This window comes from Caballeronia sp. HLA56, from assembly GCF_054655155.1.
The window spans coordinates 2,652,836-2,677,244 of sequence record NZ_BAAHOB010000005.1 but is presented as its reverse complement, the minus strand read 5'-3'; the positions used below and the strand labels follow the sequence as shown (position 1 = coordinate 2,677,244).

At 59.4% G+C, this 24,409-nt stretch carries 23 protein-coding genes and 1 tRNA gene; 11 read left to right on the top strand and 13 right to left on the bottom strand.

All coding sequences use genetic code 11. From position 1 onward, the window contains the following. Positions 1-266: 266 nt before the first annotated feature. Positions 267-638 carry a hypothetical protein gene (locus tag ACYQ47_RS32080; RefSeq protein ID WP_250492019.1) on the top strand — a complete coding sequence of 124 codons (372 nt, stop codon included), beginning with the start codon at positions 267-269 and terminating at the stop codon, positions 636-638. A gap of 153 nt (positions 639-791) precedes the next feature. Further along, positions 792-1,007, top strand: coding sequence for a hypothetical protein (locus ACYQ47_RS32075; protein WP_250508728.1), 216 nt, complete (start codon positions 792-794; stop codon positions 1,005-1,007). Here the strand turns inward: ACYQ47_RS32075 and ACYQ47_RS32070 are convergent. Both ACYQ47_RS32070 and ACYQ47_RS32065 read right to left on the bottom strand, forming a co-directional pair. Then, entirely contained in the window at positions 994-1,959 is a 966-nt protein-coding gene (locus ACYQ47_RS32070; protein ID WP_250508729.1) for a phosphatase PAP2 family protein, read from the bottom strand. The two genes, ACYQ47_RS32075 and ACYQ47_RS32070, sit on opposite strands and share 14 nt — an antisense overlap. Positions 1,960-2,965: 1,006 nt before the next feature. Next, complete coding sequence (locus ACYQ47_RS32065) at positions 2,966-4,237, bottom strand: IS256 family transposase (protein WP_370652123.1); 1,272 nt, start codon at positions 4,235-4,237, stop codon at positions 2,966-2,968. Between the two features lie 286 nt (positions 4,238-4,523). Here ACYQ47_RS32065 and ACYQ47_RS32060 point away from each other — a divergent pair, with 286 nt between their 5' ends. Continuing rightward, positions 4,524-6,923: an AAA family ATPase gene (locus ACYQ47_RS32060; protein WP_250508752.1), complete on the top strand. Its 2,400-nt coding sequence runs from the start codon at positions 4,524-4,526 to the stop codon at positions 6,921-6,923. Positions 6,924-7,240: 317 nt separating this feature from the next. Here the strand turns inward: ACYQ47_RS32060 and hemN are convergent, their stop codons facing one another. Beyond that, the gene (gene hemN, locus ACYQ47_RS32055) at positions 7,241-8,623 is read right to left on the bottom strand and encodes an oxygen-independent coproporphyrinogen III oxidase (RefSeq protein ID WP_459908807.1); all 1,383 of its coding nucleotides are present in this window, start codon (positions 8,621-8,623) and stop codon (positions 7,241-7,243) included. Between the two features lie 138 nt (positions 8,624-8,761). Between hemN and ACYQ47_RS32050 the strand changes: the two genes are divergently transcribed. The 3 genes from ACYQ47_RS32050 to ACYQ47_RS32040 all read left to right on the top strand — a co-directional run bounded on the left by ACYQ47_RS32050 (position 8,762) and on the right by ACYQ47_RS32040 (position 10,602). Continuing rightward, complete coding sequence (locus ACYQ47_RS32050) at positions 8,762-9,043, top strand: YkgJ family cysteine cluster protein (protein ID WP_250463929.1); 282 nt, start codon at positions 8,762-8,764, stop codon at positions 9,041-9,043. A gap of 69 nt (positions 9,044-9,112) precedes the next feature. Then, positions 9,113-9,706, top strand: a complete 594-nt coding sequence (locus tag ACYQ47_RS32045) for a DUF1439 domain-containing protein (RefSeq protein WP_459908805.1) — start codon at positions 9,113-9,115, stop codon at positions 9,704-9,706. Positions 9,707-9,768: 62 nt separating this feature from the next. Further along, positions 9,769-10,602: an undecaprenyl-diphosphate phosphatase gene (locus tag ACYQ47_RS32040; RefSeq protein WP_244827409.1), complete on the top strand. Its 834-nt coding sequence runs from the start codon at positions 9,769-9,771 to the stop codon at positions 10,600-10,602. 116 nt (positions 10,603-10,718) lie between these two features. On the opposite strand, the gene trmB is transcribed toward ACYQ47_RS32040, so the two are convergent. The 3 genes from trmB to ACYQ47_RS32025 form a co-directional block, all read right to left on the bottom strand. Continuing rightward, entirely contained in the window at positions 10,719-11,450 is a 732-nt protein-coding gene (trmB, locus tag ACYQ47_RS32035; protein ID WP_244827410.1) for a tRNA (guanosine(46)-N7)-methyltransferase TrmB, read from the bottom strand. A gap of 112 nt (positions 11,451-11,562) precedes the next feature. After that, positions 11,563-11,637 (bottom strand) — tRNA-Gly (locus ACYQ47_RS32030). 76 nt (positions 11,638-11,713) lie between these two features. Next, a complete protein-coding gene (locus ACYQ47_RS32025) occupies positions 11,714-12,274 on the bottom strand; it encodes a YggT family protein (RefSeq protein ID WP_244827411.1) in 561 nt (186 codons plus the stop codon). 1,277 nt (positions 12,275-13,551) lie between these two features. Here ACYQ47_RS32025 and ACYQ47_RS32020 point away from each other — a divergent pair. Together ACYQ47_RS32020 and ACYQ47_RS32015 are read left to right on the top strand one after the other, a co-directional pair. Next, entirely contained in the window at positions 13,552-13,875 is a 324-nt protein-coding gene (locus tag ACYQ47_RS32020) for a hypothetical protein (RefSeq protein ID WP_284503767.1), read from the top strand. Between the two features lie 140 nt (positions 13,876-14,015). Then, positions 14,016-14,981 carry a threo-3-hydroxy-L-aspartate ammonia-lyase gene (locus ACYQ47_RS32015; protein ID WP_250525567.1) on the top strand — a complete coding sequence of 322 codons (966 nt, stop codon included), beginning with the start codon at positions 14,016-14,018 and terminating at the stop codon, positions 14,979-14,981. A gap of 36 nt (positions 14,982-15,017) precedes the next feature. Here ACYQ47_RS32015 and ACYQ47_RS32010 read toward each other — a convergent pair whose 3' ends face one another. Genes ACYQ47_RS32010 through ACYQ47_RS32000 form a run of 3 tightly spaced genes read right to left on the bottom strand, consistent with a single transcriptional unit; the run spans position 15,018 to position 18,302 of the window. Beyond that, entirely contained in the window at positions 15,018-15,686 is a 669-nt protein-coding gene (locus ACYQ47_RS32010) for a LysE family translocator (protein ID WP_250492027.1), read from the bottom strand. A 10-nt stretch (positions 15,687-15,696) separates the two neighbouring features. Next, a complete protein-coding gene (locus ACYQ47_RS32005) occupies positions 15,697-16,689 on the bottom strand; it encodes an asparaginase (RefSeq protein WP_459908801.1) in 993 nt (330 codons plus the stop codon). Beyond that, on the bottom strand, positions 16,686-18,302 hold the full coding sequence (locus ACYQ47_RS32000; protein WP_250463947.1) for a UbiD family decarboxylase: 1,617 nt from the start codon (positions 18,300-18,302) through the stop codon (positions 16,686-16,688). Before ACYQ47_RS32000 ends, ACYQ47_RS32005 begins: the two co-directional genes overlap by 4 nt. A gap of 577 nt (positions 18,303-18,879) precedes the next feature. Here ACYQ47_RS32000 and ACYQ47_RS31995 point away from each other — a divergent pair. Further along, positions 18,880-20,046 (top strand): lytic transglycosylase domain-containing protein, encoded by a 1,167-nt coding sequence (locus tag ACYQ47_RS31995; RefSeq protein ID WP_250525570.1) that lies wholly within the window; start codon positions 18,880-18,882, stop codon positions 20,044-20,046. A gap of 66 nt (positions 20,047-20,112) precedes the next feature. Here the strand turns inward: ACYQ47_RS31995 and ACYQ47_RS31990 are convergent, their stop codons facing one another. The 4 genes from ACYQ47_RS31990 to ribBA are packed head-to-tail and all read right to left on the bottom strand — an operon-like array spanning position 20,113 to position 23,431. After that, positions 20,113-21,306 carry a pyridoxal phosphate-dependent aminotransferase gene (locus tag ACYQ47_RS31990; RefSeq protein ID WP_459908798.1) on the bottom strand — a complete coding sequence of 398 codons (1,194 nt, stop codon included), beginning with the start codon at positions 21,304-21,306 and terminating at the stop codon, positions 20,113-20,115. Beyond that, entirely contained in the window at positions 21,303-21,731 is a 429-nt protein-coding gene (nusB, locus tag ACYQ47_RS31985; RefSeq protein WP_244827419.1) for a transcription antitermination factor NusB, read from the bottom strand. The genes ACYQ47_RS31990 and nusB overlap by 4 nt, the downstream gene beginning before the upstream one ends. Next, positions 21,728-22,231: a 6,7-dimethyl-8-ribityllumazine synthase gene (gene ribH, locus ACYQ47_RS31980; RefSeq protein WP_244827420.1), complete on the bottom strand. Its 504-nt coding sequence runs from the start codon at positions 22,229-22,231 to the stop codon at positions 21,728-21,730. Before ribH ends, nusB begins: the two co-directional genes overlap by 4 nt. A 36-nt stretch (positions 22,232-22,267) precedes the next feature. Next, positions 22,268-23,431 carry a bifunctional 3,4-dihydroxy-2-butanone-4-phosphate synthase/GTP cyclohydrolase II gene (gene ribBA / locus ACYQ47_RS31975; RefSeq protein WP_244827421.1) on the bottom strand — a complete coding sequence of 388 codons (1,164 nt, stop codon included), beginning with the start codon at positions 23,429-23,431 and terminating at the stop codon, positions 22,268-22,270. Positions 23,432-23,651: 220 nt separating this feature from the next. Between ribBA and ACYQ47_RS31970 the strand changes: the two genes are divergently transcribed. Both ACYQ47_RS31970 and ACYQ47_RS31965 read left to right on the top strand, forming a co-directional pair. Next, positions 23,652-23,999, top strand: coding sequence for a type II toxin-antitoxin system Phd/YefM family antitoxin (locus ACYQ47_RS31970; RefSeq protein ID WP_459908795.1), 348 nt, complete (start codon positions 23,652-23,654; stop codon positions 23,997-23,999). Then, positions 23,989-24,393, top strand: a complete 405-nt coding sequence (locus tag ACYQ47_RS31965) for a hypothetical protein (protein ID WP_250492032.1) — start codon at positions 23,989-23,991, stop codon at positions 24,391-24,393. The genes ACYQ47_RS31970 and ACYQ47_RS31965 overlap by 11 nt, the downstream gene beginning before the upstream one ends. The last annotated feature ends 16 nt before the right edge of the window (positions 24,394-24,409 follow it).

Genomic DNA, 24,409 nt, shown 5'->3' with positions numbered 1-24,409 from the left:
GTAGGTGCTCGATAGATGGATGTGGGCGTGGAAGTTGGAGATTTTGTGCTGACGGGGTTTGAAATTCGAGGTGTCTCTGTTTTGCCTTTTTGTGAGAGAGGCTTTGCGACCCTAAGCCGCCATTCAAATTCCTAAAAAGCTGCCGTTGAAGGGGTGTAAATTACTTTCACAGCCGTTACGTCCGCAGGACTTCTTACGTATGTCATTGACTAGAAACTATGCGACACGCTTCTGGAGTTGGATTTGTCGGGATCTCGCTAGCGTACATGGTTGCCATTGATGCCTACTGCACTACAAACGGAATCAACTTCTGGCCCGAACTGGCACTCTGGTGGATGCCTCAGGTGCTCGCGCTAGGCACCGCGTTACTGTTTAGACCACCCATCGAGTTACTTGGCGGCGTCGCGCTCGCGTACGGCACATTCACGGCGATCGCGCATGTCTGGAGCACATTTACGCTGGGCTGGGCGGGTTACTTGGTATGTATGTTTGGCGCGTGCACGGGCATTGTGATTGCCGCATTTCGAAATCTGCCACGCATTACGCCACACCCAGCGATCGCTGCTCGCGACGGTTTCTGTTTTGCCGGGCTAGGCATTGCTCTGAACGTCTTGGTTTTGCATGTTCTGTTCCATTAGCCTAGGCGCCGCACCGTTCTTGACTTAGCACAAACCTTCACGGACTTGAAGTGCTTTCGGCAATACGAGTTTGGTCGAAACTGGCCAGCAATCTTATAGTGCAATATAGAAACGAAGTGAAAGAACAAGAGCACAATCGAACGCACACGGGCCATGAACTTCTTTAAGTTTATCGGGACTATTCTATCTTTCGTTGCCAGCCTTTACCCTTTTGGATTGTTGGCACGGCTGCACGGCATCCGGCTACGATTCCTCGCCGAAGCGGCAAAGGTCAGGCTGGATTCGATCTTTACCAATCTTGTTAGCAATCGGTTGTCGGTTGCTAAGTCGGTCACTAAACGTCCACTGCTGAAGCTCACCGGTCATTGAAGAAACCTTCAAAACGCCGATTGTTGATCAACAGAATAACCATCAGTGCCAATATTATTCCCCCGGCGATGTCGCAAAGATAGTGGCCGCCTTGCGTCGGCGTCGAGACAATCATAAACGTATTTAGAACGAAGGAAGCAAGAGCAAATCCGGGGATCCGCCTCAATGAATAGGCAAACAGGATAGCCATTGCCGTATGCATTGACGGCATCGATACAAGCCCTTGGGGATTAGTTAAGTCAATGGTACGGAGCGCGCCTTCACGGAGGGGGAAAAATGTAGAGACAGTTTCCGACGTGCCTGGTTCCATGATGTGAAAATGCAGGAAGGCGCTCGCAGCAGGAAATGCCGTCGCGATTGCGAGGCAGGTAAATGTCGCGACCATCAAGCGTGCAACGTGCTTTATTAGTTCGACCCTGCGTCCCGTAAGTCCGAGAATCACAGGGACAGTGATCATCTGCACCAGACCACTGCCGTACGCCAAACTGAGCACGAAGAGCAACACTGGATGATGTCGCACCCACCGATAGCAGGTGAGCCAGTCGAATCCAACTGCCTGGTCTATCTTGACTAGCCGGTCATCAATCAACGGTGCCCCAATGGCCGCCGAAAGATGGCTCGATACGCTGGCTGCCGTGCAGAATGCGGCGAGAGCGATCATCCATCGCCCGGTGAACGCGAGGTCTCGCAGCCGCGTTATCCACGCCTCGTTCCCGGCATGCACAGTCCTGGTTCGGTAACTTGTCCAGCAGATGACAAAGACAAGTGCACTGAATGCCGCGAGCGCATGTGACGATGCGCCAAACGCAATGCGAAGACCGGATGCGCGCAGCCAGAGTAAATCGGCGAGCACAATTGCGCCGATTACCAACCATGCTGCCAAATATGACGTCAGCGCTCTGAACGGGTTCTTCGAGTGTTCGCTGATGATTGCGTTTTGCGATATGTCCATTTTCTAACCGAGACAATGAGTCGGCGACTTTGCGCGTGCGACGCTGTCACTGTTTTTATCGACACGCTTCGCAAAGATCTTTAGGCTTCAATCGCGGCGACGTTTGGATTTACGTATCACTCAGTAGATGAACAATCTCGAATGCTCGTAGACCAGGCCAACGTTTAGTCCGGGTGCCATGACGGTATAAATGACCTGACAGTCGGCCAACGACCCCATGTCCAGACCGCAGCCGTCCGATTCGGAAGCGCCATCCAGAAACGGTTCTCGACATTAGGCGGACGTCCGTTTTTGGCCGACCAGAGCGCAAGGATGATCTCCTGCGTGCGCTCGTTACAGACGTGCTAGGGACCCGACCCACCGCGATCTGGGACAAGCGGCCGAAGCGCATCTTCTCGGGGCAGTTCTGCCGGAGCATCGCCGGCAAGTCCATAAACCTCGATACCACTTAATAAACCTGCGCTCTCGAATATGAATATCCCGGCTGGCGCATCGTCCGGACCGAACAAAAAGTCCCCGAGGATGTTTAGGCCCAGTGGGGCGGGTTCGCGACCCTTCAATTGGAAATTGATGGACCCGCAGCCGCAGGGGCAGCGCCACGGCGTCACCTCCGCAACTGCGAGTTGTTCAATAAACGCTCGCGCCGTCGGCCCGCCGTGCTCAAGCATCCAACGAGCGAGCGACATCTCTGACACAGACAGCGGACGGTTCGTTTTTAGAGAATTCATAGAGTAAGAGTTCAGCTGGCGACGCCAGTCTAGTAGGCCGGGTAAGGTGGAAAGTGTCGTCGTGGAGTCAAAAATTGTCGACGATTTTCGCCGGTCTGTCGAACGGCCGGTTGTGGCCGATCGCAGCCGTTCCCGCTAAATCATCCAGTCGATCCCGCAAGGTCAACCCGGGAGTTCAAATATGCGAGGTTCGCGAGAACACGGCCGTTTTCTTGACTTGCTCGTTCTGGATTCTCGTCGGGTCGTCCGCATTTTTGTGTGCGAGGCGGTTAGCGGAGTCACCCGCGTGCGTTGGTAAAACGCTCTCCAAACAGGATGGCAAACTGGTTCATCGCGGACGACCAGTCGAACGCCGCGCGTACTGACTTTGCCAGCACGTTGCGCAATGCCAGCCACAGCAGCTTGATGGCGGCCTCGTCATTGGGGAAGTGGCCGCGTGTCTTGATGATCTTGCGTAGTTGCATGTTCAGACTCTCGATGGCGTTTGTAGTGTAGACGACACGGCGTATGTCCGGCGGAAACACGAAGAACGGTGTGACGTTCTCCCACGCCCGTCGCCACGACTGCACGATAGTCGGATACTTCGCACCCCACGGGCCTTCGGCAAAGGCCTCCAGGGCCTGCTGAGCGGCCTGTTCACTCGCGGCGGCATAGACCGGGCGCAGCGCTGCGGCCACGCTCTTGCGGTCCTTGTAGCTGGCGTACTCCAGACTGTTGCGGATCAGATGCACGATGCAGGTCTGCACGGCCGTGCGCGGGTACGCCGTGCCAATCGCCTCAGCCAGTCCCTTCAGGCCGTCGACCACCGCGATCAGGATGTCCTGGCAGCCCCGGGTCTTCAGTTCGTTGAACACTTTCAGCCAGAACTTCGCCCCTTCGGTCTGTTCGATCCACAGGCCGAGCACATCGCGCTGGCCGTCGGCCTGAATGCCCAGCGCCAGATACACCGCCTTGTTGCTCACCACGCCGTCGCCACGGATCTTCACACGCAGCGCGTCGAAGAACACCACCGGGTACATCGGCTCAAGCGGACGGCTTTGCCAGGCGAGCGCCTCAGCCATGACTTCGTCGGTGACCGAGCTGATGAAATCGGGCGAAACCTCGGTGCCATAGGCTTCGGCCAGAAACGCCTGGATCTCGCGCACACTCATGCCGCGCGCGTACATGGCGATGATGCGCTCGTCGAAACCGGTAAAACGGCGCTCGTGTTTCGGAATCAGGATGGGTTCAAAACTGCCGTCACGATCACGCGGCAGATCGACCCTGAGCGGGCCATAATCGGTGATGAGCGTCTTGCCGCTGGCGCCGTTACGTTCGTTGTCCTGGCCGTCGGGTTTCGGCTGCCCCGCCAGGTAGCCCAGATGCATCTTCATCTCGGCGCCCATCGCGCGCTCGATGAGTGCCTTGTTGAACGCCAGCATCAGGTCCTGGACCTCGGTGGGCGTCATCGGGCCTTTGACCAGGTCATCCAGCAGACCTTCCGGAAGGGCAGGCAGCGGCCCTCGGGCCGCTGCCTGAGAAGCGACGGTGCGTTTCTTCTTCATCGGCATATCCATGACTTTTACCTCACCTCTCATAATATGCCTCGCCCACAGAATTACGGATAGGTCCGGATCAATCCTCGTGTGTTAGCGCCGATGTAAAACTTACCACCGGGGGAAAGAATTTAATCGGCGTTGACAGCGATTTTTGAGAGGGAGCCTCTCGAAGTGGGCTGGGTCTTGGGAGACGGCCAGCAACGCATAAAACGCAAGCTGCACTCAAAGCCTAGAAGAACATCGTGCCCAAGAGTAAACTCTCATCAAGAAAACGAACAATATGCGAGAGACATACAAAATGATCACTGGACTCGACATTACTAGCTTCGGTAGCTTTGCGGGCTTGAATTGGAAAAGACGGGTTCGGGATGCTGGAGACAACCCACAGCATTTCAAACGCTTGAATATCCTGTATGGTCGTAACTACTCGGGGAAGACCACCCTCTCGCGAATCTTTCGGGCTTTGGAAACCGGACGCCTTCCGCAAAACTATACAGACTCGTCATTCACCGTTCACGGCGACAAGGGTGACGTTACTCAGCTCACTATCGGCACTCATGCCTACGACGTTCGAGTCTATAACCGTGATTTTGTAAGCGACAATCTCAGCTTCCTTGTCAATCAAACCAATGACGGCGAGATCAAAACCTTCGCTATTGTCGGTGAGAAGAACAAGGAGATTGAAGACGCTATTGCTGCCATCGGCGTCAAACTCGGCAGTGTCGAGAACAAGACCGGTCTTCGCCATGACCTCGAAGAAAAGCGCAAGGAGCGGGACAGGACAAAAGGCAACTACAAGACCGCCTTTGATTCTCTAGAAGGAAAGCTGCGAACTCATGCCAACGACAGGATCAAGCAGAACCGCACGTATGGCCCTGCTGTCTACAACATAGAGAGCATCAAGAAAGACATCGCTGCAGTCAAAAAGGTGGGATTCGTCCAGCTCACGACTGACGAACAAGCCGCCAAGGTCAACCTGCTCAAGCAAGAAGCCCTGCCCGACATTACAGACACGGCGTCTATCGCCCTGAAAATCGAGACAATCGCAAGCGTTGCACAAGAGTTACTGGGCAAACAGATCAAGCCGACGCAGGCGATTGGGGAGCTACTTAGCGATACTGTTCTCCAACTCTGGGTGAAACAGGGTATCCCGCTACACAAAGACAAGCGCGACACCTGTGCTTTCTGCCGTCAAAGCTTGCCGCACAACATTTGGCAACGCCTGGACTCCCACTTCAGTCAAGAGTCTGCGAACTTTGAATCCGCACTGGATTCATGTATTGCCTCCGTTGACTCTGAAATCAATCGCATTCCGGGCTTCATGACGTTGACCGGCGATAAATTCTATGCAGAAGAAAAAGTCCTGTTTGAAGCAAGACAGAAGTCGCTTGCCGATTGCCTGAAGATCTACAAGCAGGATCTAGAAGCACTGAAAGCTGCACTACACACACGAAAAAACAACCTCTTCGAGCGGGTTGCTATGCCATCGCCAGACTACGACTCTGCCGCTATCCGAGGTTGTGTGGATGACATCAATTCCCTGATAACTAAGAGCAATAGCAGAACGAGTTCTCTTGAAAAGGACAAGATTTCTGCACGCGAAGCACTTCGGCTTACCGATATAGCTTCGTTCATTACCGACATTACCTACGACGCGGAAAAAATCCGTATGGCTGAACTTGAAGCAGCGGCAGGCAACGCCAACACCGCTCACACCGACGCCAACACCGAGATCGTCAAGTTAGAAGCCGAGGTCGTTACCTTACAGGGCCAGCAGAATGATGAGCGCAAAGGTGCTGAGAGAGTCAATTCACTCTTGAATCACTTCTTCGGTCATGACGGAATCAAGCTAGAAGCGAAAGACAATGCCAAGAAGACCGCCGTTCGTTTTGAAGTCACCCGCGACGGCAAGTCGGCTTACAACCTCAGTGAAGGCGAATGTAGTCTCATTGCGTTCTGCTACTTCATTGCCAAGCTGGAAGAGCCCAACAGCAAGGGCAGAGATTTGATCATTTACATAGACGATCCGATTTCCAGCCTGGACGGCAACCACATTTTTTTTATGTTCAGCTTGATCGAAAGCTTAATTGCGAAGCCAATCAAGAACGAAGACGGATCGAACGGCTACCGCTATAAGCAACTTTTCATCTCTACCCACAATCTAGACTTCTTAAAGTATCTGAAAAACATTTCACTGCCCGCCGAAAAGAACCACGGTGGAAACCAGCATTTCATCATTGAGAGAAATGGTGGTTCGAGCAAAATTTCTATGATGCCGTCGTATCTGCGGGACTACATCACTGAATTTAACTACCTTTTCCACCAGATTTACAAATGTAGGAATCAGGATGCAGCGCAAAGTGCACATGAACCGTTCTACGGCTTCGGGAACAACCTTCGCAAGTTCCTGGAAGCGTTTTTGTTTTACAAATTCCCGCATCATGACGACAAGAATGATGCTTTTGAACGCATCAAGAAATTCTTTGGCGAAGAGGATGCGACAGCAATCGCACTGTTGAACCGCCTCAACAACGAGTTCTCACACCTTGAGTCGATCCCGGATCGAGGATTCAAGCCAGTTGAAATTCCAGAGATCGCAAAGGTGGCTAACTTCGTCCTAGATAGGATCTACGCAACTGATCCTGACCAATACAATGCTTTGCTGAAAAGCATTGGTCAGCCCGCAAGGGTGCAATAAGATAAGGGGCCCTCGGCCCCTTATTCTCTGCAGCATTGGGGATCGTCTCAGGAAGGAGTAACTCTGAAGGTGCGCAAAGGCCGAATCGCACTCGTAGCGCGTCCGTCAAGTTCTGGGAGTACTGTAGCCGTTCAACTGGCAGGCTTCCCGCTCGCTGAACGACAGGTCGTGGCCGATCGCAGCCATTCCCGCTAAATCATCCTGTCGATCCCGCACGGTCAAACGGGAGTTTCAAATATGCGAGGTTCGCAAGAACACGGCCGTTTGCCTGAATTGCTTGTTCTGGATTCTCGTTTTCGATTGCCGATAATGCCCACTCAAACCATCCGCGAAAACCGCTTCACACTCGCCTGCCCGAGATAAGCATCAAACACGGAAGCCACGTTCCGCACCAGCATGCGTCCCGCAGGCAACACCCGAATCCCGGCGTGTCCAATCTCAACAAGCTCATCATCGACCATAGCCTCAAGCCGCGCGAGTTCATCGGCGAAAGTGCTCTCAAACGCAATGCCATGCACCCGCTCGATCTCATCGAACCGCAGCCCACCACCGCACATCAACCGCATGATGACATCACGCCGCAGAAGATCATCAGCCGACAGCCGCACCCCACGCGCAATGGCAAGCCGTCCATCGTCGATAGCAGCCGCATACTCATCCACACCACGCGCATTCTGTGCGTAGACATCACCGATCTTTCCAATCGCCGAAGCCCCGATCCCAATCAAATCACAATCCCCACGCGTGCTATATCCCTGAAAATTCCGCTGAAGCGTCCCGTCCGCGAGCGCGAGAGAAAGTTCATCACCGGGTAACGCAAAATGATCCATGCCGATATAAACATACCCCGCGTCGCTCATGCGCTTGATCACGCGCCCGAGAATCGCAAGCCGCACGGCAGGCGAGGGCAGCGCGGATTCATCGATCTGCCGCTGCATCTTGAACAGCGCCGGCATATGCGCATAACCAAACACCGAGACACGATCCGGCGCGAGCGCGATCATCGCATCGAGCGTGCGCGCAAAACTCTCGACGCTCTGATGAGGCAAGCCATAAATCAAATCGACGCTAATCGACTTGAAGCCATTTCGCCTCGCCGCCTGCATGACGCCTTCGGTCATCGCATAAGGCTGCACGCGGTTGATCGCCCGCTGCACACGTTCGTCGAAATCCTGCACGCCCAGACTCAGCCGATTAAAGCCAAGCCCACGCAACACACCGATCGTTTCCGCCGATGCCTCGCGCGGATCGACTTCGATCGAATACTCGGCGCGATCGTCGGATACGAGGTTGAAGTGCTCGGCGGTCGCGGCCATCAACTCCGTCATCTCGGCGTGCGAGAGAAACGTGGGCGTGCCGCCGCCCCAATGTAGTTGCGTCACGGGACGGCGGGTATCGACGAGCGCGGCGTGCATCGCAAGTTCGCGCTTCATGCGGTCGAGATACGGCCGCGCGTGCGCGCGATTTTTCGTCGCGACCTTGTTGCAGCCGCAATAGAAGCAGACGGTGTCGCAAAACGGAATGTGGAAGTAGAGCGATAAATCGGCGGCCGGATCGGCTTTCATTGCCGCCTGGCAGTAATGCTTCGGGTCGAAGGAATCGATGAACTGGACGGCGGTCGGATAGGACGTGTAGCGCGGACCGTGCGCGTCGTAACGTTCGAGGAGATCGGGGCGGAAGAAGGTATTCGAGGATGTCATAACGGACCTTGGGCTTGCGCACGAGTGTAAAAGCGCGAGGCGCGCGGCAATTGCGAGATAAGGTCGCAGTACGGCTTCCCGGGTTTGACGGAACGCAAACTTCAGGCGTGGGACAATGCGGTTTTTTGAGCCAATGTCATGTCGACTGCTTCGAGCGCGCCGCATGCGTGCCGCGAAGGGTGCGGTGCGTGCTGCATCGCGCCTTCCATCACGAGTCCGATTCCGGGGATGCCAAACGGCAAGCCGGCCGGCGAACGTTGCGTGCAACTCGGCGATGATCTGCGTTGCGCGATTTTCGGCGATCCGCGCAGACCGGCTTGTTGCGGCGGGTTGCAAGCTTCGGCGGAGATGTGTGGGGAGACGCGGGAGTATGCGCTCGCGTGGATCGCCAAACTTGAGGTCGCCACGCAACCGCATTGAAGTTCAGTGGTCCAATGACCGGTTTTTAGCCTCACCGCATTTCACAGTTCAGCCCCCGGAGACTCCCGCATGTCCAACCCCGTCGCGCTAACCCGGCGCCGGTTCCTGCTTGCCACGCTCATTGCCTTGCCGGCGCTTGGCGCGTCATCGATGACGCAAGCAGCTTCGAATTCCATCTTCCCGTTCATTCCGGATCACTACACGTTCTCTCAGCAGCAAGTCCAGGAAGCCGTCGCGCGCAAGTTTCCCTTGCAACGCACGATCTCGCAGATCGTCGATGTCGTGTTGAGCAATCCCGTCATCGGCATGGCGCCTGATCGTAATCGCGTAACCGTGCATGTCGATGCGCGCTTCACCACGCCCTTCATGCCCAACCCCGTTAACGGCGCATTCACGCTCTCGACGCAACTCGGCTATGACGCGCAAAGCCGCTCGGTGATCCTCGTCTCGCCAAGCGTCGATGATTCGCAGTTCTCAGGGGACGCCGCGCAATACAATCAGCAGATCGCTGCCGCCGGTGCCATGCTCGCGGCGCAATTGCTCGAACGGTATCCCATCCACACCTTCAAACCCGAAGAATTGCAGTTCGCCGGCGTTTCTTACGAACCCGGTACAATCACAGTCCTTACAAACGGCATACGTGTTCAGATCGTCGAAAAATAAGTCGAAATCTTGGCGCGGGGTGCTCCACACGAACGGCGATAACAGCGAAAAAGGGCTGACGGATGGACTGGATATTGATGGTGAAGGCGCTCGTTCTGGGCGTCGTGGAAGGGTTGACCGAATTTCTGCCGGTCTCGAGCACCGGACATCTGATCGTCGCAGGCAGTCTCCTGAATTTCACCGACGCGCAGGCTAAAACCTTCGATGTCGTCATTCAGTTCGGCGCGATTCTCGCCATCTGCTGGGAATATCGCAAAAAAATCGGCTCGGTAGTCACCGGTTTGCCGTCACGGCCGGACGCGCGGCGCTTCACGCTCAACGTGATCATCGCGACCATTCCGGCCATCGCGCTCGGTCTTTTGTTCGAGAAAAGCATCAAGGCGGTATTGTTCTCGCCGGTGCCGGTTTCGGTAGCGCTGATCGTGGGCGGCATCGTCATTTTGTGGGCGGAAGCGCGTCAGCGTGACCGCGCCGCCGCGCCGCGCGTGACTTCCATCGACGACCTCTCTTACTCCGACGCCCTCAAGGTCGGATTAGCGCAATGTTTCGCGCTGATTCCGGGCACGTCGCGCTCGGGAGCGACGATCATCGGCGGCATGCTGTTCGGACTCGAACGCCGCGTGGCCACGGAGTTCTCATTCTTTCTGGCGATTCCGATCATCTTCGGCGCAACGCTCTACGAAATGGCGAAGTACTGGCGCACGCTGACCGTGAACGATCTCGGCCTCTTTGCAATCGGGCTAGTGGCAGCGTTCGTGAGCGCGTTTATCTGTATTCGATGGCTGCTGCGTTACGTCGCCTCGCACGATTTTTCGGCGTTCGCGTGGTATCGCATCGGTTTTGGCTTGTTGATTCTGATTGTCGGTTATAGCGGCGGTTTGAGTTGGGCTGACTGAAAGTCACGCACGCTTTCTGGCGGGAGTTGAACCCCACGTCTTCTCGAAGCGTGGGGTTTTGTTCTTTGGACGTGACTAAATGTCCGAGTCTCGATTCAAAGGCAGATCGATCGTCTTCAAACGCGGCGGAACAGCAAGTCCCAAACGCCATGACCGAGATTTAATCCGCGTTTCTCGAACTTGGTCACCGGACGATAATCCGGGCGCGGCGCATAACCATCGGCGGTATTTTGAAGCGCGGGTTCGGCGGACAGCACTTCGAGCATTTGTTCGGCATAGTTTTGCCAGTCGGTCGCGAGATGCACATAACCGCCCGGTTTCACGCGCGACACGAGCAAAGCCACGAACTTCGGTTGAATCAGCCGCCGCTTGTGATGCCGAGCCTTGTGCCACGGATCGGGGAAATAAATGTGTACGCCATCCAGACTAGCCGGCGCGATCATGTGTTCGAGCACTTCCACGGCGTCGTGCTGAAGAATTCGCAGGTTGCCGAGCCCTTGTTCGCCAATCAGCTTCAGCAAGGCGCCCACGCCCGGCTCGTGCACTTCCACGCCGATGAAGTCGTCGCCCGGACGCTTGGCCGCGATTTCCGCTGTTGTCCCGCCCATGCCGAAGCCGATTTCCAGCACGCGCGGCGCCTCGCGTCCGAACACGGCTGACCAGTCGGCGACTTGCGCGTCATACGGCACGATGTAACGTGGTCCGAGTTGATCGATGGCGCGCTGCTGGCCCGGCGACACGCGGCCCGCGCGCGTCACGAAGCTGCGGATGCGGCGATGGCGCAGCGTGGAGGTTTCGTCGGCGGGAGCGCTAGACGACGTGGCGTCGTCCTGGGAATCGTGATTCATGGCGAGAGCAGAGTGCGTGACTAACGCGGCGCGGCTGGCGAATCCGCACGCGTGCAGAGCGTGGAAACTAAAAAGCCGCCCGGACAACGACAGGCGGCTTTCTCGGCGATGCTGGAGCGGGCGATGGGAATCGAACCCACGTCTGTAGCTTGGGAAGCTACGGTAATGGCCATTATACGACGCCCGCGTGAGCCCGCTATTTTAAGCGGCGGCGCGGCACAGCGCAATTGCTGCCCCGGCGCCGGCCACCATGCGCGCTTCGTTCAGATGCCGAACAAGGTCATCGAAACGGCGAGACGCGTGACCACCATCAACAATACCTGCACGATGACGAACAGCAGGATCGGTGACAAATCGATGCCGCCCAAGCGCGGCAAAATACGTCGCAGTGGATCGAGAAACGGCGCGGTGATCTGAAACAAAAGCGGCATGGCCGGCGATTGCGGATTGAGCCACGAAAGCAGCGCCATCAGAATCGTCATCCAGATGATGAGGTTCAGCGCCCACTTCACGACGGTGAGGAGGGCGACGAGCAGGATCATCGGCATCATGAGCGTCGGATCGACGTTGGCCAGCACGACCATCAACGTCACATAGACGAGCGAGGCGATGAACGCGGCGAGAATGCTCGCCCAGTCGATCTTGCCGCCGGGCAGGATCTTGCGCAGCGGCAACACGATCCAGTTGGTTGCCTGCATCACGCCATTCGAGACCGGGTTATAGGGCGGCATGCGCACGACCTGCATCCATGCGCGCAGCAAAAGCGCCGCGCCGAACAGAGTGAAGACGGTATTAAGCAGAAAACGGGCGATCTCGCCGAACATCTCGGTTCCTCGATGAAGCCGCACAGGGTTCGAACCTGCGCTGGATAGGGTGAGCGAAGCTAAGGGAAGGCGACGGCCGGGCCACTCGCCGCGAAAAGATGCGCAGGTGCGTAATCGATAAGTCTTGCGCCGCGCGATAACCCGCCAACAAGCGAAGCGTCGATGCCGACCTTGATCGTCGTTCGTTCTCGACTGACTCGTCCTGCGGACACGGCGGCTTTTCTGCGCCTTGCTTCCCCGCCCACCGGATAAGCTCGGTGGGGCGCCGGACGTCACCTTAACATGGCTTGACGGCGGCTTGGGCGCGTTGTCGCACAAGGCGCGGCCGTTTGAGGTTCCGCGGCTTGAAAGGCGCATGCAAGGAGCGTTCGCGAACCTGTAGGAAAGAGATTCTCGCGACGGAAAACCCTAGTGTTGTCAATTCGAGACGATCGCAAAAGGCGCGTTTTACGTAGAACTGGCAGGATAGGGCAACGAAAAGCGAAACGGGTTACATAGAAAAGCTGGGGATTCTTCTGGCAACGAGGCGTAAAGCTGGCCGGAAAAGCACAAGCAGCCGAGGCCTTCGGAACCATTTCCCGCTTTTGTCTGAAAGCCCGCGAGTCTTAACGCCGAATGTGGTTCAACACACACCGATCGAAAGGCTTGGGTTCTATCCCGCACATTGATGCACGGACAGGGCGCGAATACTAAAGAAAAGACGGATCAACAGGGAAAACGGTGGCGCGAGAAAGCGCACGGTTTTCCGTGAGGCTTAATCGCTACGTTCGGAGGTCGCTGTGAGCATTTTCTCTTATCGAAAACATCTGCGATTCTTGAGCCAGGCCCAGCGGCGTCGCTGGTGGGATCAGAAAAAGCGTCTAACGCCCCGGGTGGTCATCAGCGGGGCATATGTGCCGCCGAATGTCTCGCGCGAATTCGCTTATGTGAAGGTGGGTTGAAGCGTCGTCGCTATTCGAACCTTGTGTTTGCAAAGCCCCGCCTGATCGATTGCCCGGCGGGGCTTTTCTTTGCACTTGTAAATGTCGTTACTTGCTGGGCGGCGGAAGTCCGGTCGCAGAACTTTTGCTGATCGAAAGGCACGCCGGACGGCCGACTTGCGTTGGCGAGCATGTTCAAGCCTTTCCAGAAGCGTAAGAAAACTTGCAATTTGCAACATATGGTTCCAGCGGCATTTGGCCTTTTTCGATAGATTGAAGCCATACCGTCGCTTGTCGTGCCGTACGGATCGGCAGCAGGCGGCGAGGAGAACGAAGGTGAAAAGGTTCGCTTATTGGATGGTTGCAGGGGCGCTGGGTGTCGGCATTGCCGGCGCTGCACAGGCGCATGTTTCGGTGGGCATCGGGATCGGAGTTCCCGCGTATCCGGTTTATCAGGCGCCGCCGCCGCCGGTTTATGTCGCGCCGCCCGCGCCGGTGTACGTGGCGCCGCAGCAGCCGGTGTATGTTGCGCCGCCGCCGCCCGTGGTCTATGCGCCGCCGCCTCCGGTCGTCGTCGGAAGTTATGGTTACGGCTACTACGGTCGCCCTTACTATCATCACGGCTACTACCGGGGCGGTCCCGGCTACTATCGTGGCGGTCCGGGCTACTGGCACCGCTAATCGACAATTCGGCTGTCGAATCTCCTGGCGATGCATGTCCCCAAGCGGACCTGCATCGCTTTTTTCATTGCGGCATCGCTTTTCAGAAGCGCGTCATAACTGGGACAATGACGGCTCTCCTCACCCCTCGTCCTCGTCCCATGTCCTCACTTCCTGCACCTACCTTCGAAGACGTCGCCGATGCCGCTCGCCGCATCGCAGGCGTCGCGCATCGCACGCCGGTTCTCACGTCCACCACGGCCGACGCCATGTCGGGCGCGTCGCTCTTCTTCAAATGCGAAAACTTCCAGCGCATGGGCGCGTTCAAGTTTCGCGGCGCCTATAACGCGTTGTCCCATTTCGACGATGCCCAGCGCAAAGCCGGCGTTATCACGTACTCGTCGGGCAATCATGCGCAGGCCATCGCGTTGTCGGCGAAGCTCGCGGGCATCCGCGCGACCATCGTCATGCCCGAAGACGCGCCTGCCGCGAAGATGGCCGCGACGCGCGGCTATGGCGGCGAAGTGATCACCTACGATCGCTATACGCAGAACCGCGAGGAAATCGGCCGCGCGCTCGCAGAGGAACGCGGCATGACCCTGATCCCGCCATACGATCATCCACATGTGATCGCGGGGCAGGGCACGGCGGCAAAGGAATTGATCGAAGAAACCGGACCGCTGGATTACCTGTTCGTCTGCCTCGGCGGCGGCGGGCTGATCGGCGGATGCGCTCTCGCCGCTGCCGCGCTCAGCCCGTCGTGCAAGGTGATCGGCGTTGAGCCGGAAGCGGGCAACGACGCGCAGCAGTCACTCGCGCGCGGCGAGATCGTGCATATCGAAGTGCCGCGCACGATCGCCGATGGCGCCGCTTCCACGCATGTCGGCGAATACAACTTCCCGATCATCCAGCGTCATGTGGACAGCATCGTCACCGTGAGCGACGCCCAGTTGATCGACACGCTGCGCTTTTTCGCGCAACGCATGAAGATGGTCGTCGAGCCGACCGGCTGTCTGGCCGCCGCGGCGGTGTTGCAAAAAGTGGTGCCGGTGGAAGGCAAGCGCGTGGGTGTGATCGTGAGCGGCGGCAACGTCGATCTGGCGCGTCTGGCGGAGTTCGTCGCCTGACGTGGGCTCGCTCATCGCGCGAAAGGCACGCGCCGCTCAAACCGGCGCGTGCACGATCAGATCGCGGTAACCATTGACGATCACGCTGTACGCGAAATAAGCGAATAGCACGGCCGAAAGCACGTGACACGCGCGCAGCAGGCTCGTGCCCGCGCGCTTGCGGCCGTGGCTCGCCAGCGTGCAGACGAAGAGTGTCCAGCCGAGCCCGCCGCAAAAGAAGCCGATCAGGAACACGGACGCGCTCATCGCGCTGGTCGCGCCGGCCTTGGCGATCAACGCGCCGCCCACGGCCGCGAACCAGAGAATCGCACTTGGCGACGACACCGCGAGCAAACAGCCACGCACGAAACTCTTCGCATGACTTTGGCGTGGCAGACGGTCGTCAGCTTCGCCTTCGACAGGCGGCGCGGATGCGGGATTCAGCGCCTCGCGCGCCATCTTCCACGTGAGGAACAGAAGCACGATCGCCCCGCCGATCCACACGACCCATCGCACGGCCGCGAATTGCAGAAGCGCCGACATGCCGGCCAGCGCGAGCGCCGCGTAGAAGAGATCGCCGAAACATGTCCCGAGGCCGAGCACGAATCCTGGTTTGAAGCCGTGCGACAGCACGAGCGAAATGATCGCGACATTGGCAATGCCAATATCCAGACACAGCGACAACGACAAAAAGAAGCCGTCGGACAGCAGGGACCACGAGTGCATCGTCTTTTTTTTAGTGATCGCGTAGCGCGAAGTGGATGTCGAGGCGGCCGGTCGGTACGCCGACCGTGTTGCGCATTGGCGGGTGGCGAAAGCGTGCGAGCGCGCCAAGCTGCTCGTCCGTGCCTATGCCAAGCCGTTCGAGTACATGCACGACGACCGCGTTGAGCACGCCGGTGTTGCCGTCTTCCACCTTCACCGCGATGCCGAGTGTGCCTTCGGGGCGCCGCACGCCAATGGCGTAGCACGCGTCCGCGCCGGTCTTGCCGACGAGCGTGCCGCCGAAGGTTTGCATCAGCAGCGTACAGAAGCGGCCTTCGCCGGCGACGAGTTCGGGATGCGCCGTCATCGCCTCGTAGATACGCGCGAGCGGCGTACCGTCCGGCGCATCGGCGATCTTTGCGAAGAGCCGCGCGAGGCGATCGAGCGGGAAGGCGGGCGTTGGCAGATTGCAGCCGTCGATGGCCCATTGCACTTCGTCGTCGGCGAGATCAACGACGCGCGCCATCGTCCGCTTGACCCACGCCTGCAGCGGATGCGCGGGCAGATGATAACCGTCGAGCGGCGCATTCATGGCGCGCGCGCCGGCCAGCATGCCGGCGTGCTTGCCGGAACAATTGCTGCACACGGGCGTCGGCGTGAAATCGCGTTTGATCCAGTCGCGGAAGACGGCATCGGAAATGGGCGGATGGCCGCCGCAGCGAAGATCGGCTTCGCTTGCTTCGGCTTTCGCGAGCATCGCCTGCGCGCGCTCGATATGACGCGGCTCGCTGTTATGCGACGCGCACATCAGCGCCAGATCTTCTTCGCTGAAGCCGAAGCGTTCGAGCGCGCCGGTTTCGAGCACGGCCAACGCCTGCGCGGGTTTCGCCGCCGAGCGCGGCAAGGTCACGCGATATGGATCGCCGAACGAATGCAGCACGCGCCCGGATGCATCGACCACCGCGACATGCGCCGCATGCGTGTTCTCGATGACATCGCCACGAAAAACCGTCGCCCCGATCATGCTTTTCTCGCCGATGGCGACGTGTCGAGGCCGAGTTCGCTCCACAACGTATCGACGCGGCGCTTGACGGCTTCGTCCATGACAATCGGGCGGCCCCATTCGCGCGTGGTCTCGCCGGGCCATTTGTTGGTCGCGTCGAGTCCCATCTTCGAGCCGAGCCCCGCCACGGGTGACGCGAAGTCGAGATAGTCGATCGGCGTGTTGTCCACGAGCACGGTATCGCGCACGGGGTCCACTCGCGTCGTGATCGCCCAGATGACTTCCTTCCAGTCGCGCACGTTCACGTCTTCATCGACCACGACGATGAACTTCGTGTACATGAACTGCCGCAGGAAACTCCATACGCCGAACATCACGCGCTTGGCGTGGCCGGGATAGCTCTTCTTCATCTGCACGATGGCCATGCGATAACTGCAGCCTTCTGGCGGCAGATAGAAGTCCGTGATCTCGGTGAACTGCTTCTGGAGGAGCGGCACGAAGACTTCGTTGAGCGCGACGCCGAGCACGGCCGGTTCGTCGGGCGGCTTGCCGGTATAGGTCGAATGGAAGAGGGCGTCGCGCCGCATGGTGATCTTTTCGACGGTGAAGACCGGGAACCACTCCTGTTCGTTGTAGTAGCCGGTGTGATCGCCGTACGGACCTTCGAGCGCGTGTTCGTATTTCGCGGATGCCCCCGCGGACGGACGCGGCGGCGCGCCCGCGGGCGCAGGCGGCGGCACGCCGTCTTGCGGATGGATGAAGCCTTCGAGCACGATCTCCGCGCGCGCCGGTACTTGCAGCGTATCGACGCCAGGCGTCAGGCACTTCGCCAGTTCAGTGCGAGAGCCGCGCAGCAGCCCCGCGAACTGATACTCGGACAACGAATCGGGCACCGGCGTGACGGCGCCGAGGATCGTCGCGGGATCGGCGCCGAGCACGACCGCCACGGGATACGGCTTGCCGGGATTGGCAAGCGCGAATTCGCGAAAGTCGAGCGCGCCGCCGCGATGAGCGAGCCATCGCATGATGAGTTTGTTGCGCCCGATCAGCTGTTGCCGATAAATGCCGAGATTCTGCCGCGACTTGTTGGGGCCGCGCGTGACGGTGAGGCCCCAGGTGAGCAGCGGGCCGGCGTCGCCGGGCCAGCAGGTTTGGATCGGCAAGCGCGCGAGATCGACATCGTTGCCTTCCCAAACTATTTCCTGGCAAGGCGGCGAATTCACCGATTTCGGCGCCATGTCCCAAACCGCCTTGGCAAGCGACAACAGCTTGCCCGCGTCCTTCAAACCCTTGGGCGGCTCGGGCTCCTTGAGCGCCGAGAGTAGCCGGCCGACATCGCGCAGCGAGCCGAGCGCGGCGGTGTCGCTGCCGAGGGCCGTATCGTTGCCGCTCTGCGCTTGCGTTTCGATACCCATGCCGAGCGCCACCCGGCGCGTCGTGCCAAAGAGGTTCGCAAGCACGGGCATGGAATGTCCCGTTGGCGTTTCGAACAACAGGGCGGGGCCGCCCGCGCGCAATACGCGATCGGAAATTTCGGTGATTTCGAGAACGGGGGAAACGGGCTGCCGAACACGGCGCAGTTCACCTAGCGCTTCGAGGCGGGCGGTGAAGTCGCGCAGATCTTTGTATTTCATCGATGATCAGAAAGGGACTCGAGGACGGCCCAGAAGGGCGGGACGGCTGCGCGCCAGACGATTGTCGATTTTACATGCGCTCGCGTCGGTGCGTTCGGAGACATTCCGCAAATTCCGCTTCCAATGCCCCAACTGGCGCGGTTTACGGCAACTGAACACTGTTCGTTATTACTGTAAGTAATTGAAACGGAAGTCTATAGCATTGACGGATGATTAAAGCCTGCTAGAATCCTTTGCCATCCTTTGCGGGTTTTGAAACTTTTTACCGCTGCCTCAGGTCTTTCAGACGCACATGCGTCGCCTGCGCCGAACCTGCCCGGCGATTCATGGCTGTTGGTTGTCACGGCCGGCGTTACCAGCGCCGGTTTTTCGCGTGGAAAGCCTCTGCGCATTCATGGCATGCAGTTCGTGCCGCGCACTCCGGTCAACTTTTTAACCGGCGGCTTTCCAGACGGCTCCATGCCGTTTCCCCGATGCCGTTTGTGCTTGCCGAGAGCGAGCGGTGTCTGATTTACGCATTGAATTCGCGTTTTATTCGTATTCATCTGCGTTAAATCAAGCAACATTGGGAGCATAGATGAACGCTTCGGTTTTCTGGGGTTCCGACACCCGCGCAGCGCAGATCGTGCGCATTGCGCTGCGTCGCGGACGCCGTTTGAGTCAGCATCTCTTCAGCCTCGTCGGCGGCGCCGCCGTCATCACGGCTTTCGCACTTTGGCTTCTGCCTTCCTGGCGTACGACCTTCGCCGCACGAATCATGCCGTTCGTTTCGGCAGCCGTGCAGGCCGGTCCGGCTCGTTTGCTCGCGGGGCAGCCGCTGCCGCCGTTCGCGGCGGTGCATCGGCCGCCGGTCGAGTCGAATCTGGCTGTCAATCTCGTGTCGAAAGCACGGGCTGCGGATGCGCGCGAAGTGCCCGCAACCGCCGCTCCGTCGCTCGGCGCCGCGACCTACGACGACGCCAGCGCCCGCCAGCTTACGGGCGGCATCAGCCTCGCCGTATCGCCTAACGGGCTCGATCCGCGCACCATGCCCTCCGTCGGCATGCTCGCGAGTCTGATTCCCGCCCAACGCGTCGTCGCCGATGCCCGCGACGACCGCGTCCTCATCTCGACGCGTGAGCAGCAACTCGTCGCCAGCTTCATCGCGCGGCGTTATCGCGTGGCGCAGGACCCGGTCAGCGAACTCGTGCGCGCGGCCTTCGATACCGGCCGCGAAGTGGGCCTCGATCCGTTGCTGTTGCTTTCGGTAATGGCGATCGAGTCCGGCTTCAATCCGTATGCGGAAAGCGGCGTGGGCGCGCAGGGTCTGATGCAGGTGATGTCGAAGGTTCATTCCGACAAGTTCCAGTACTTCGGCGGTTCGCACGCGGCGCTCGATCCGCTCGCGAATATCAAGGTCGGGGCGCTGGTGCTGAAGGACTGTATCGCGCGTGGTGGTTCGGTCGCGGGCGGTCTGCGTTATTACGTGGGTTCGTCGACGCAGGACGATGGCGGGTACGGCGCGAAGGTGCTGGCCGAGCGATCGCGTCTGCGCGATGTCGCGCGTGGCCGCAATGTGCCGATCAACTCGCCCCAAGCGCCCGTGCAGGCGGCGCCGAAGCAGGTTCTCGCTTCTACGTCGGCCGCCACGGCGGATGGTGGCAAGCGCGTGCATGCGACCATCGACAATCAGAAGAAAGCGGAATCGCAGGACGAAACCGATAGTGAAGCGAAGCATGTTGCTTCGGCCGAGTTCGGCGCCTGAGTTTTTTTCGTCGAGTCGTAAAAAAGGGCACCGTCGGGTGCCCTTTTGCTTTTCTTCGCTGCAAATTTATCGGCTGAAAAGCGAGCCCAGGCGATGAACCGCTTCCTCCAGTTTTGCGTACGCCGTCGCGTACGAAACCCGGATATAGCGCTCGGGCGCATGAAAGCCGAAATCGGCGCCTGGTACGAGCACGACGCCTGCATCGTGAAGCATCGATTGCGTAAGCGTGCCACTGTGGCCGGCTGCGGGGTGCGCGACGCTCATCGTGTCCGCATAGACGTAGAAGGCGCCGTCGGGCGTGACCGGCACGCCAAAGCCCAGCGAACGCAACGCCGGCACGATGTAATCGCGCCGGCGCTTGAATTCGAGGCGGCGCGCTTCGTAGATCGCGATTGTCTCCGGCTCGAAGCAGGCGAGCGCCGCGTGCTGCGCCAGCGCCGATGCGCAGATGAAAAGGTTCTGCGAGAGCTTCTCGACTGCCGGAACCATTGCGTGCGGCACGACCAGCCAGCCGAGCCGCCAGCCGGTCATGCTGAAATATTTCGAAAAGCTGTTTACGGTGACGACATCATCGCCGAAGGAGAGCGCCGAGATGGGCTTCGCGTCGTAGCTCAAGCCCTGATAGATCTCGTCGACGATCGTAAAGCCGCCGCGCGCACGCACCGCATTCACGATGCGCTTCAGTTCATCCGGCGCGATGGACGTGCCCGTCGGGTTCGACGGCGACGCCAGCAATACGCCGCGCGTTTGCGGCCGCCAGTATTCCTCGACGTGAGCCGCCGTCAACTGAAAGCGCTCGGCCGGGCCGCTTGGGATCAGCACGGGCTTGCCGTCCGCCGCCGACACGAAATGCCGGTTGCACGGATAGCACGGGTCGGGCATCAGCACTTCGTCGCCGTGATCGACGAGCGTCATGCACGCGAGCAACAGCGCCGCCGATGCACCCGCCGTCACCACGATGCGCTGCGGGTCGACCGTGAGGCCGAACGCATCGCGATAGTGCTGCGAGATCGCCTCGCGCAACGCGGTCACGCCGAGCGCATTCGTGTATTGCGTGACGCCGCGCTGCAAGGCATCCGCGGCGGCGCGCGTGACCGGTTCGGGCGCCGTGAAATCCGGCTCGCCGATACCCATATGGATGATGTCGCGCCCCGCGCGTTCCAGCGCCTGCGCGTCCTTCATCAACTCCATCACGTAGAACGGCTCGATCGCGTCGACCCGTGACGCAAGCCGCACCAGCGGCGCGGTGGCGGTATTCATCTGCGCGCCTGCGCCTCGGTCGGACGCAAGGCGACCGCGAGCTTGTCGAGCACGCCGTTCACGTACTTGTAGCCATCCGAACCGCCGAACGTCTTGGTCAGCTCGACCGCCTCGTTAATCACCACGCGATACGGAATGTCCAGGTGATGCTTGAATTCGAACGCGGCGACCAGCAGAACCGCGCGCTCCACCGGCGACAGTTGCTCGATCGGCCGGTCGAGACACGGCTGCAACTGCTCGGAGAGCACGTCGGCTTCCTTGATCACGCCGTGCAGAATGGCATCCAGATGCTCATGGTCGGCCTTGTCGAAGCCCTGCGCATTGCGCAACTGCGCGTCGATCTCGCCGCCGGGCGCACCCGACAGCAGCCATTGATAAAGCCCTTGCGTCGCGAGTTCACGCGAGCGGCGTCGAGCGCTCTTCATGCGCGGTCCTCGTCTTCGTCTTCTTCGTCGTCGCCGCCGAGCTGTTCCAGCGCGACGGAAAGATTCGCCATTTCAACTGCCACGCGTGCCGCATCGCGGCCTTTTTCCGTCATGCGCGCGACGGCTTGTTCGTCGTTTTCGGTCGTCAGCACGGCGTTCGCCACCGGCACGCCGAAGTCGAGCGCAATGCGCGAAATGCCCGAGCCGCTTTCGTTCGAAACCAGTTCGAAGTGATACGTCTCGCCGCGCACCACGGCGCCGAGCGCGATCAGCGCGTCGAACTGGCCGGATTCCGCGAGTTTTTGCAGCGCCAGCGGAATTTCGAGCGCGCCCGGCACGGTGACGAGCAGCACGTCTTCGCCGATCACGCCGAGGCGTTCCAGCTCTTCGATGCACGCATCGGCAAGGCCATTGCACACGGGTTCGTTGAAGCGCGACTGCACGATGCCGATGCGCAGACCGTCACCGTCGAGATTCGGCTGGTATTGTCCGATTTCCATGAATGAGTTCCGTTGGTTTGGAATGAGTTGATGCGTTCAGGCAGAGCGCAGATGCGAGACCGGCGTGTCCGCGGGCGCGGCGGTCGCGGGGCAGCCGGGCATGGCGATGAAGCCGGTCACTTCGAGCCCGTAGCCCGACATGCTGCCGAGCTTGCGCGGATTCGCGAGCACCTGCATCTTGCCGACGCCCAGGTCGCGCAAGATCTGCGCGCCGATGCCATAAGTCTTGAAGTCGATGGGACGGCGCTTCAGTTCGAGCGCCTTGTCCTTCTCGTCGAACGCGCGGAACACGTCCACGAGTTGTTCCTTGGTGTCGCCGCAATTGAGCATGACGATGGCGCCGAGATCGCGCGCGGCGATTTCCTTCATGGCCGCGTCGATGGTCCATGAATGCGTGGAGGAATCGATCTCGAGCAAGTCGAGCACCGAAAGCGGCTCGTGCACGCGCACCGGCGTTTCGCGGTCGGGCGAGGGCGTGCCGCGCACGAGCGCGATATGCGGCGAACGCGTCGGCTCGTCGCGATAGAGCACCGCGCGAAAAGAACCGTGAGCGGTCTGCATGATGCGCTCGCCGACCTTTTCGATGATGGATTCCGTCCGGCTGCGGTAGTGGATCAGGTCGGCGATGGTGCCGATCTTGAGCCCGTGCTGATCCGCGAATTCCATGAGGTCGGGCAGGCGCGCCATCTCGCCGTCGTCCTTGATGATTTCGCAGATGACGGATGCGGGCGTGAGGCCCGCGAGCGCGGTGAGATCGCAGCCGGCTTCCGTGTGGCCGGCACGCACGAGCACGCCGCCTGGCTGCGCCATGATCGGGAACACGTGGCCCGGCTGCACGATGTGCTCGGCGCGCGCGTCGTGCGCGACCGCCGCCGCGACCGTGCGCGCGCGGTCGGAAGCCGAAATGCCGGTGGTCACGCCTTCGGCCGCCTCGATGCTGACCGTGAACGCGGTGCCGTACTGCGTGCCGTTGCGGTGGGTCATGAGCGGCAGATTCAGTTGCTTGCAGCGCTCTTGCGTGAGCGTGAGGCAGATCAGGCCGCGACCGTGCTTCGCCATGAAATTGATCGCTTCCGGCGTGACGAAATCGGCTGCGACGAGGAGGTCGCCTTCGTTTTCGCGGTCTTCCTCGTCGACGAGGATCACCATCCGCCCGGCTTTCAGTTCAGCGATGATCTCTGGAGTGGTGGCGATCGGCATGATGGCGTCCCGAAGGGGTCCGGATTGGGAAAGGGCGTATTTTACGCCACCGATGATGGACAGTCGGTGAAATCGCGGCGTCGCCTGCACAGGCGATTTTTCCTATTCCTTCCGGACGACTGGCGCGGCCTCATGCGGCCTGAGATGATACGAATTCCTTATCCTTTGCGAGTGTGAATTCTGTACCATGTTGAGTACGTTAAATAGCACGGAGCCTAAAATGGCTTTTACCCCCAAAGACGTCATCTCCCTTTCGCAGGCGCGTGCGAATTTGTCGGAGCTCATCGACGAAGTGCAGAAGGGCACCGACAAGATCATCACGAAGAACGGCGAAGCAAGCGTCGCGTTGATCAGCACGGAGAAGCTGGAGCACTACTATCGCGCGGAGCGGGCGCGGATTCATTTGCTGTTGCTGGAAGACGCCAAGGAAGCAATCGCGGCGTGGAAGGCAGGGGAGCCGACGGAGGATGCGGGCGAGTATTTCGCACGCACTCGGGCGCGCTTGCGCGCGGAGCGCGAGGAACGCAAAAGAAAAGCGCAGCAAGGGAGCAATGCCGATGCCGAATGATGGACGCAGGCGTGCGACGGTCCGCATCTCGAGCAAATTCAAGACTCGAATCGCGGATATCGAACGCTACTGGATTCGTTTGGACCTGCCGGAGAGCTTCGAGCGAATGTTCGAAGCGCTGGAGACAAAGGCAAAGCCTCTGCTCGAGCGCTTTCCGGCAATTGGCCGAGTCTTCCTCAACACCGATCCCGATACCTATCAGGCAATACTGGCCTGCGAAGAACTTATCGAAGAAACCGAGGAAGCCAAGAAGCGCGCCGAACTACGCGAACACGTGTTCGAAGACTACGTGCTTCTGTACCTTCTGATTGGCGACACGGTGCTGCTCACGTCCATTCGCCACACCAAGGAAGTCTCCTTCGACTTCGATCACATCTGGGGCCCCGAGCGCTGAGCCGCGCCGCGCCAAA

Bases quoted from the DNA above. Each gene is read 5' to 3' on its own strand.
- ACYQ47_RS32080 (WP_250492019.1), top strand. From the start codon at position 267: ATGGTTGCCATTGATGCCTACTGCACTACAAACGGAATCAACTTCTGG.
- ACYQ47_RS32075 (WP_250508728.1), top strand. From the start codon at position 792: ATGAACTTCTTTAAGTTTATCGGGACTATTCTATCTTTCGTTGCCAGC.
- ACYQ47_RS32070 (WP_250508729.1), bottom strand. From the start codon at position 1,959: ATGGACATATCGCAAAACGCAATCATCAGCGAACACTCGAAGAACCCG.
- ACYQ47_RS32065 (WP_370652123.1), bottom strand. From the start codon at position 4,237: ATGCCGATGAAGAAGAAACGCACCGTCGCTTCTCAGGCAGCGGCCCGA.
- ACYQ47_RS32060 (WP_250508752.1), top strand. From the start codon at position 4,524: ATGATCACTGGACTCGACATTACTAGCTTCGGTAGCTTTGCGGGCTTG.
- hemN (WP_459908807.1), bottom strand. From the start codon at position 8,623: ATGACATCCTCGAATACCTTCTTCCGCCCCGATCTCCTCGAACGTTAC.
- ACYQ47_RS32050 (WP_250463929.1), top strand. From the start codon at position 8,762: ATGTCGACTGCTTCGAGCGCGCCGCATGCGTGCCGCGAAGGGTGCGGT.
- ACYQ47_RS32045 (WP_459908805.1), top strand. From the start codon at position 9,113: ATGTCCAACCCCGTCGCGCTAACCCGGCGCCGGTTCCTGCTTGCCACG.
- ACYQ47_RS32040 (WP_244827409.1), top strand. From the start codon at position 9,769: ATGGACTGGATATTGATGGTGAAGGCGCTCGTTCTGGGCGTCGTGGAA.
- trmB (WP_244827410.1), bottom strand. From the start codon at position 11,450: ATGAATCACGATTCCCAGGACGACGCCACGTCGTCTAGCGCTCCCGCC.
- ACYQ47_RS32025 (WP_244827411.1), bottom strand. From the start codon at position 12,274: ATGTTCGGCGAGATCGCCCGTTTTCTGCTTAATACCGTCTTCACTCTG.
- ACYQ47_RS32020 (WP_284503767.1), top strand. From the start codon at position 13,552: ATGGTTGCAGGGGCGCTGGGTGTCGGCATTGCCGGCGCTGCACAGGCG.
- ACYQ47_RS32015 (WP_250525567.1), top strand. From the start codon at position 14,016: ATGTCCTCACTTCCTGCACCTACCTTCGAAGACGTCGCCGATGCCGCT.
- ACYQ47_RS32010 (WP_250492027.1), bottom strand. From the start codon at position 15,686: ATGCACTCGTGGTCCCTGCTGTCCGACGGCTTCTTTTTGTCGTTGTCG.
- ACYQ47_RS32005 (WP_459908801.1), bottom strand. From the start codon at position 16,689: ATGATCGGGGCGACGGTTTTTCGTGGCGATGTCATCGAGAACACGCAT.
- ACYQ47_RS32000 (WP_250463947.1), bottom strand. From the start codon at position 18,302: ATGAAATACAAAGATCTGCGCGACTTCACCGCCCGCCTCGAAGCGCTA.
- ACYQ47_RS31995 (WP_250525570.1), top strand. From the start codon at position 18,880: ATGAACGCTTCGGTTTTCTGGGGTTCCGACACCCGCGCAGCGCAGATC.
- ACYQ47_RS31990 (WP_459908798.1), bottom strand. From the start codon at position 21,306: ATGAATACCGCCACCGCGCCGCTGGTGCGGCTTGCGTCACGGGTCGAC.
- nusB (WP_244827419.1), bottom strand. From the start codon at position 21,731: ATGAAGAGCGCTCGACGCCGCTCGCGTGAACTCGCGACGCAAGGGCTT.
- ribH (WP_244827420.1), bottom strand. From the start codon at position 22,231: ATGGAAATCGGACAATACCAGCCGAATCTCGACGGTGACGGTCTGCGC.
- ribBA (WP_244827421.1), bottom strand. From the start codon at position 23,431: ATGCCGATCGCCACCACTCCAGAGATCATCGCTGAACTGAAAGCCGGG.
- ACYQ47_RS31970 (WP_459908795.1), top strand. From the start codon at position 23,652: ATGGCTTTTACCCCCAAAGACGTCATCTCCCTTTCGCAGGCGCGTGCG.
- ACYQ47_RS31965 (WP_250492032.1), top strand. From the start codon at position 23,989: ATGCCGAATGATGGACGCAGGCGTGCGACGGTCCGCATCTCGAGCAAA.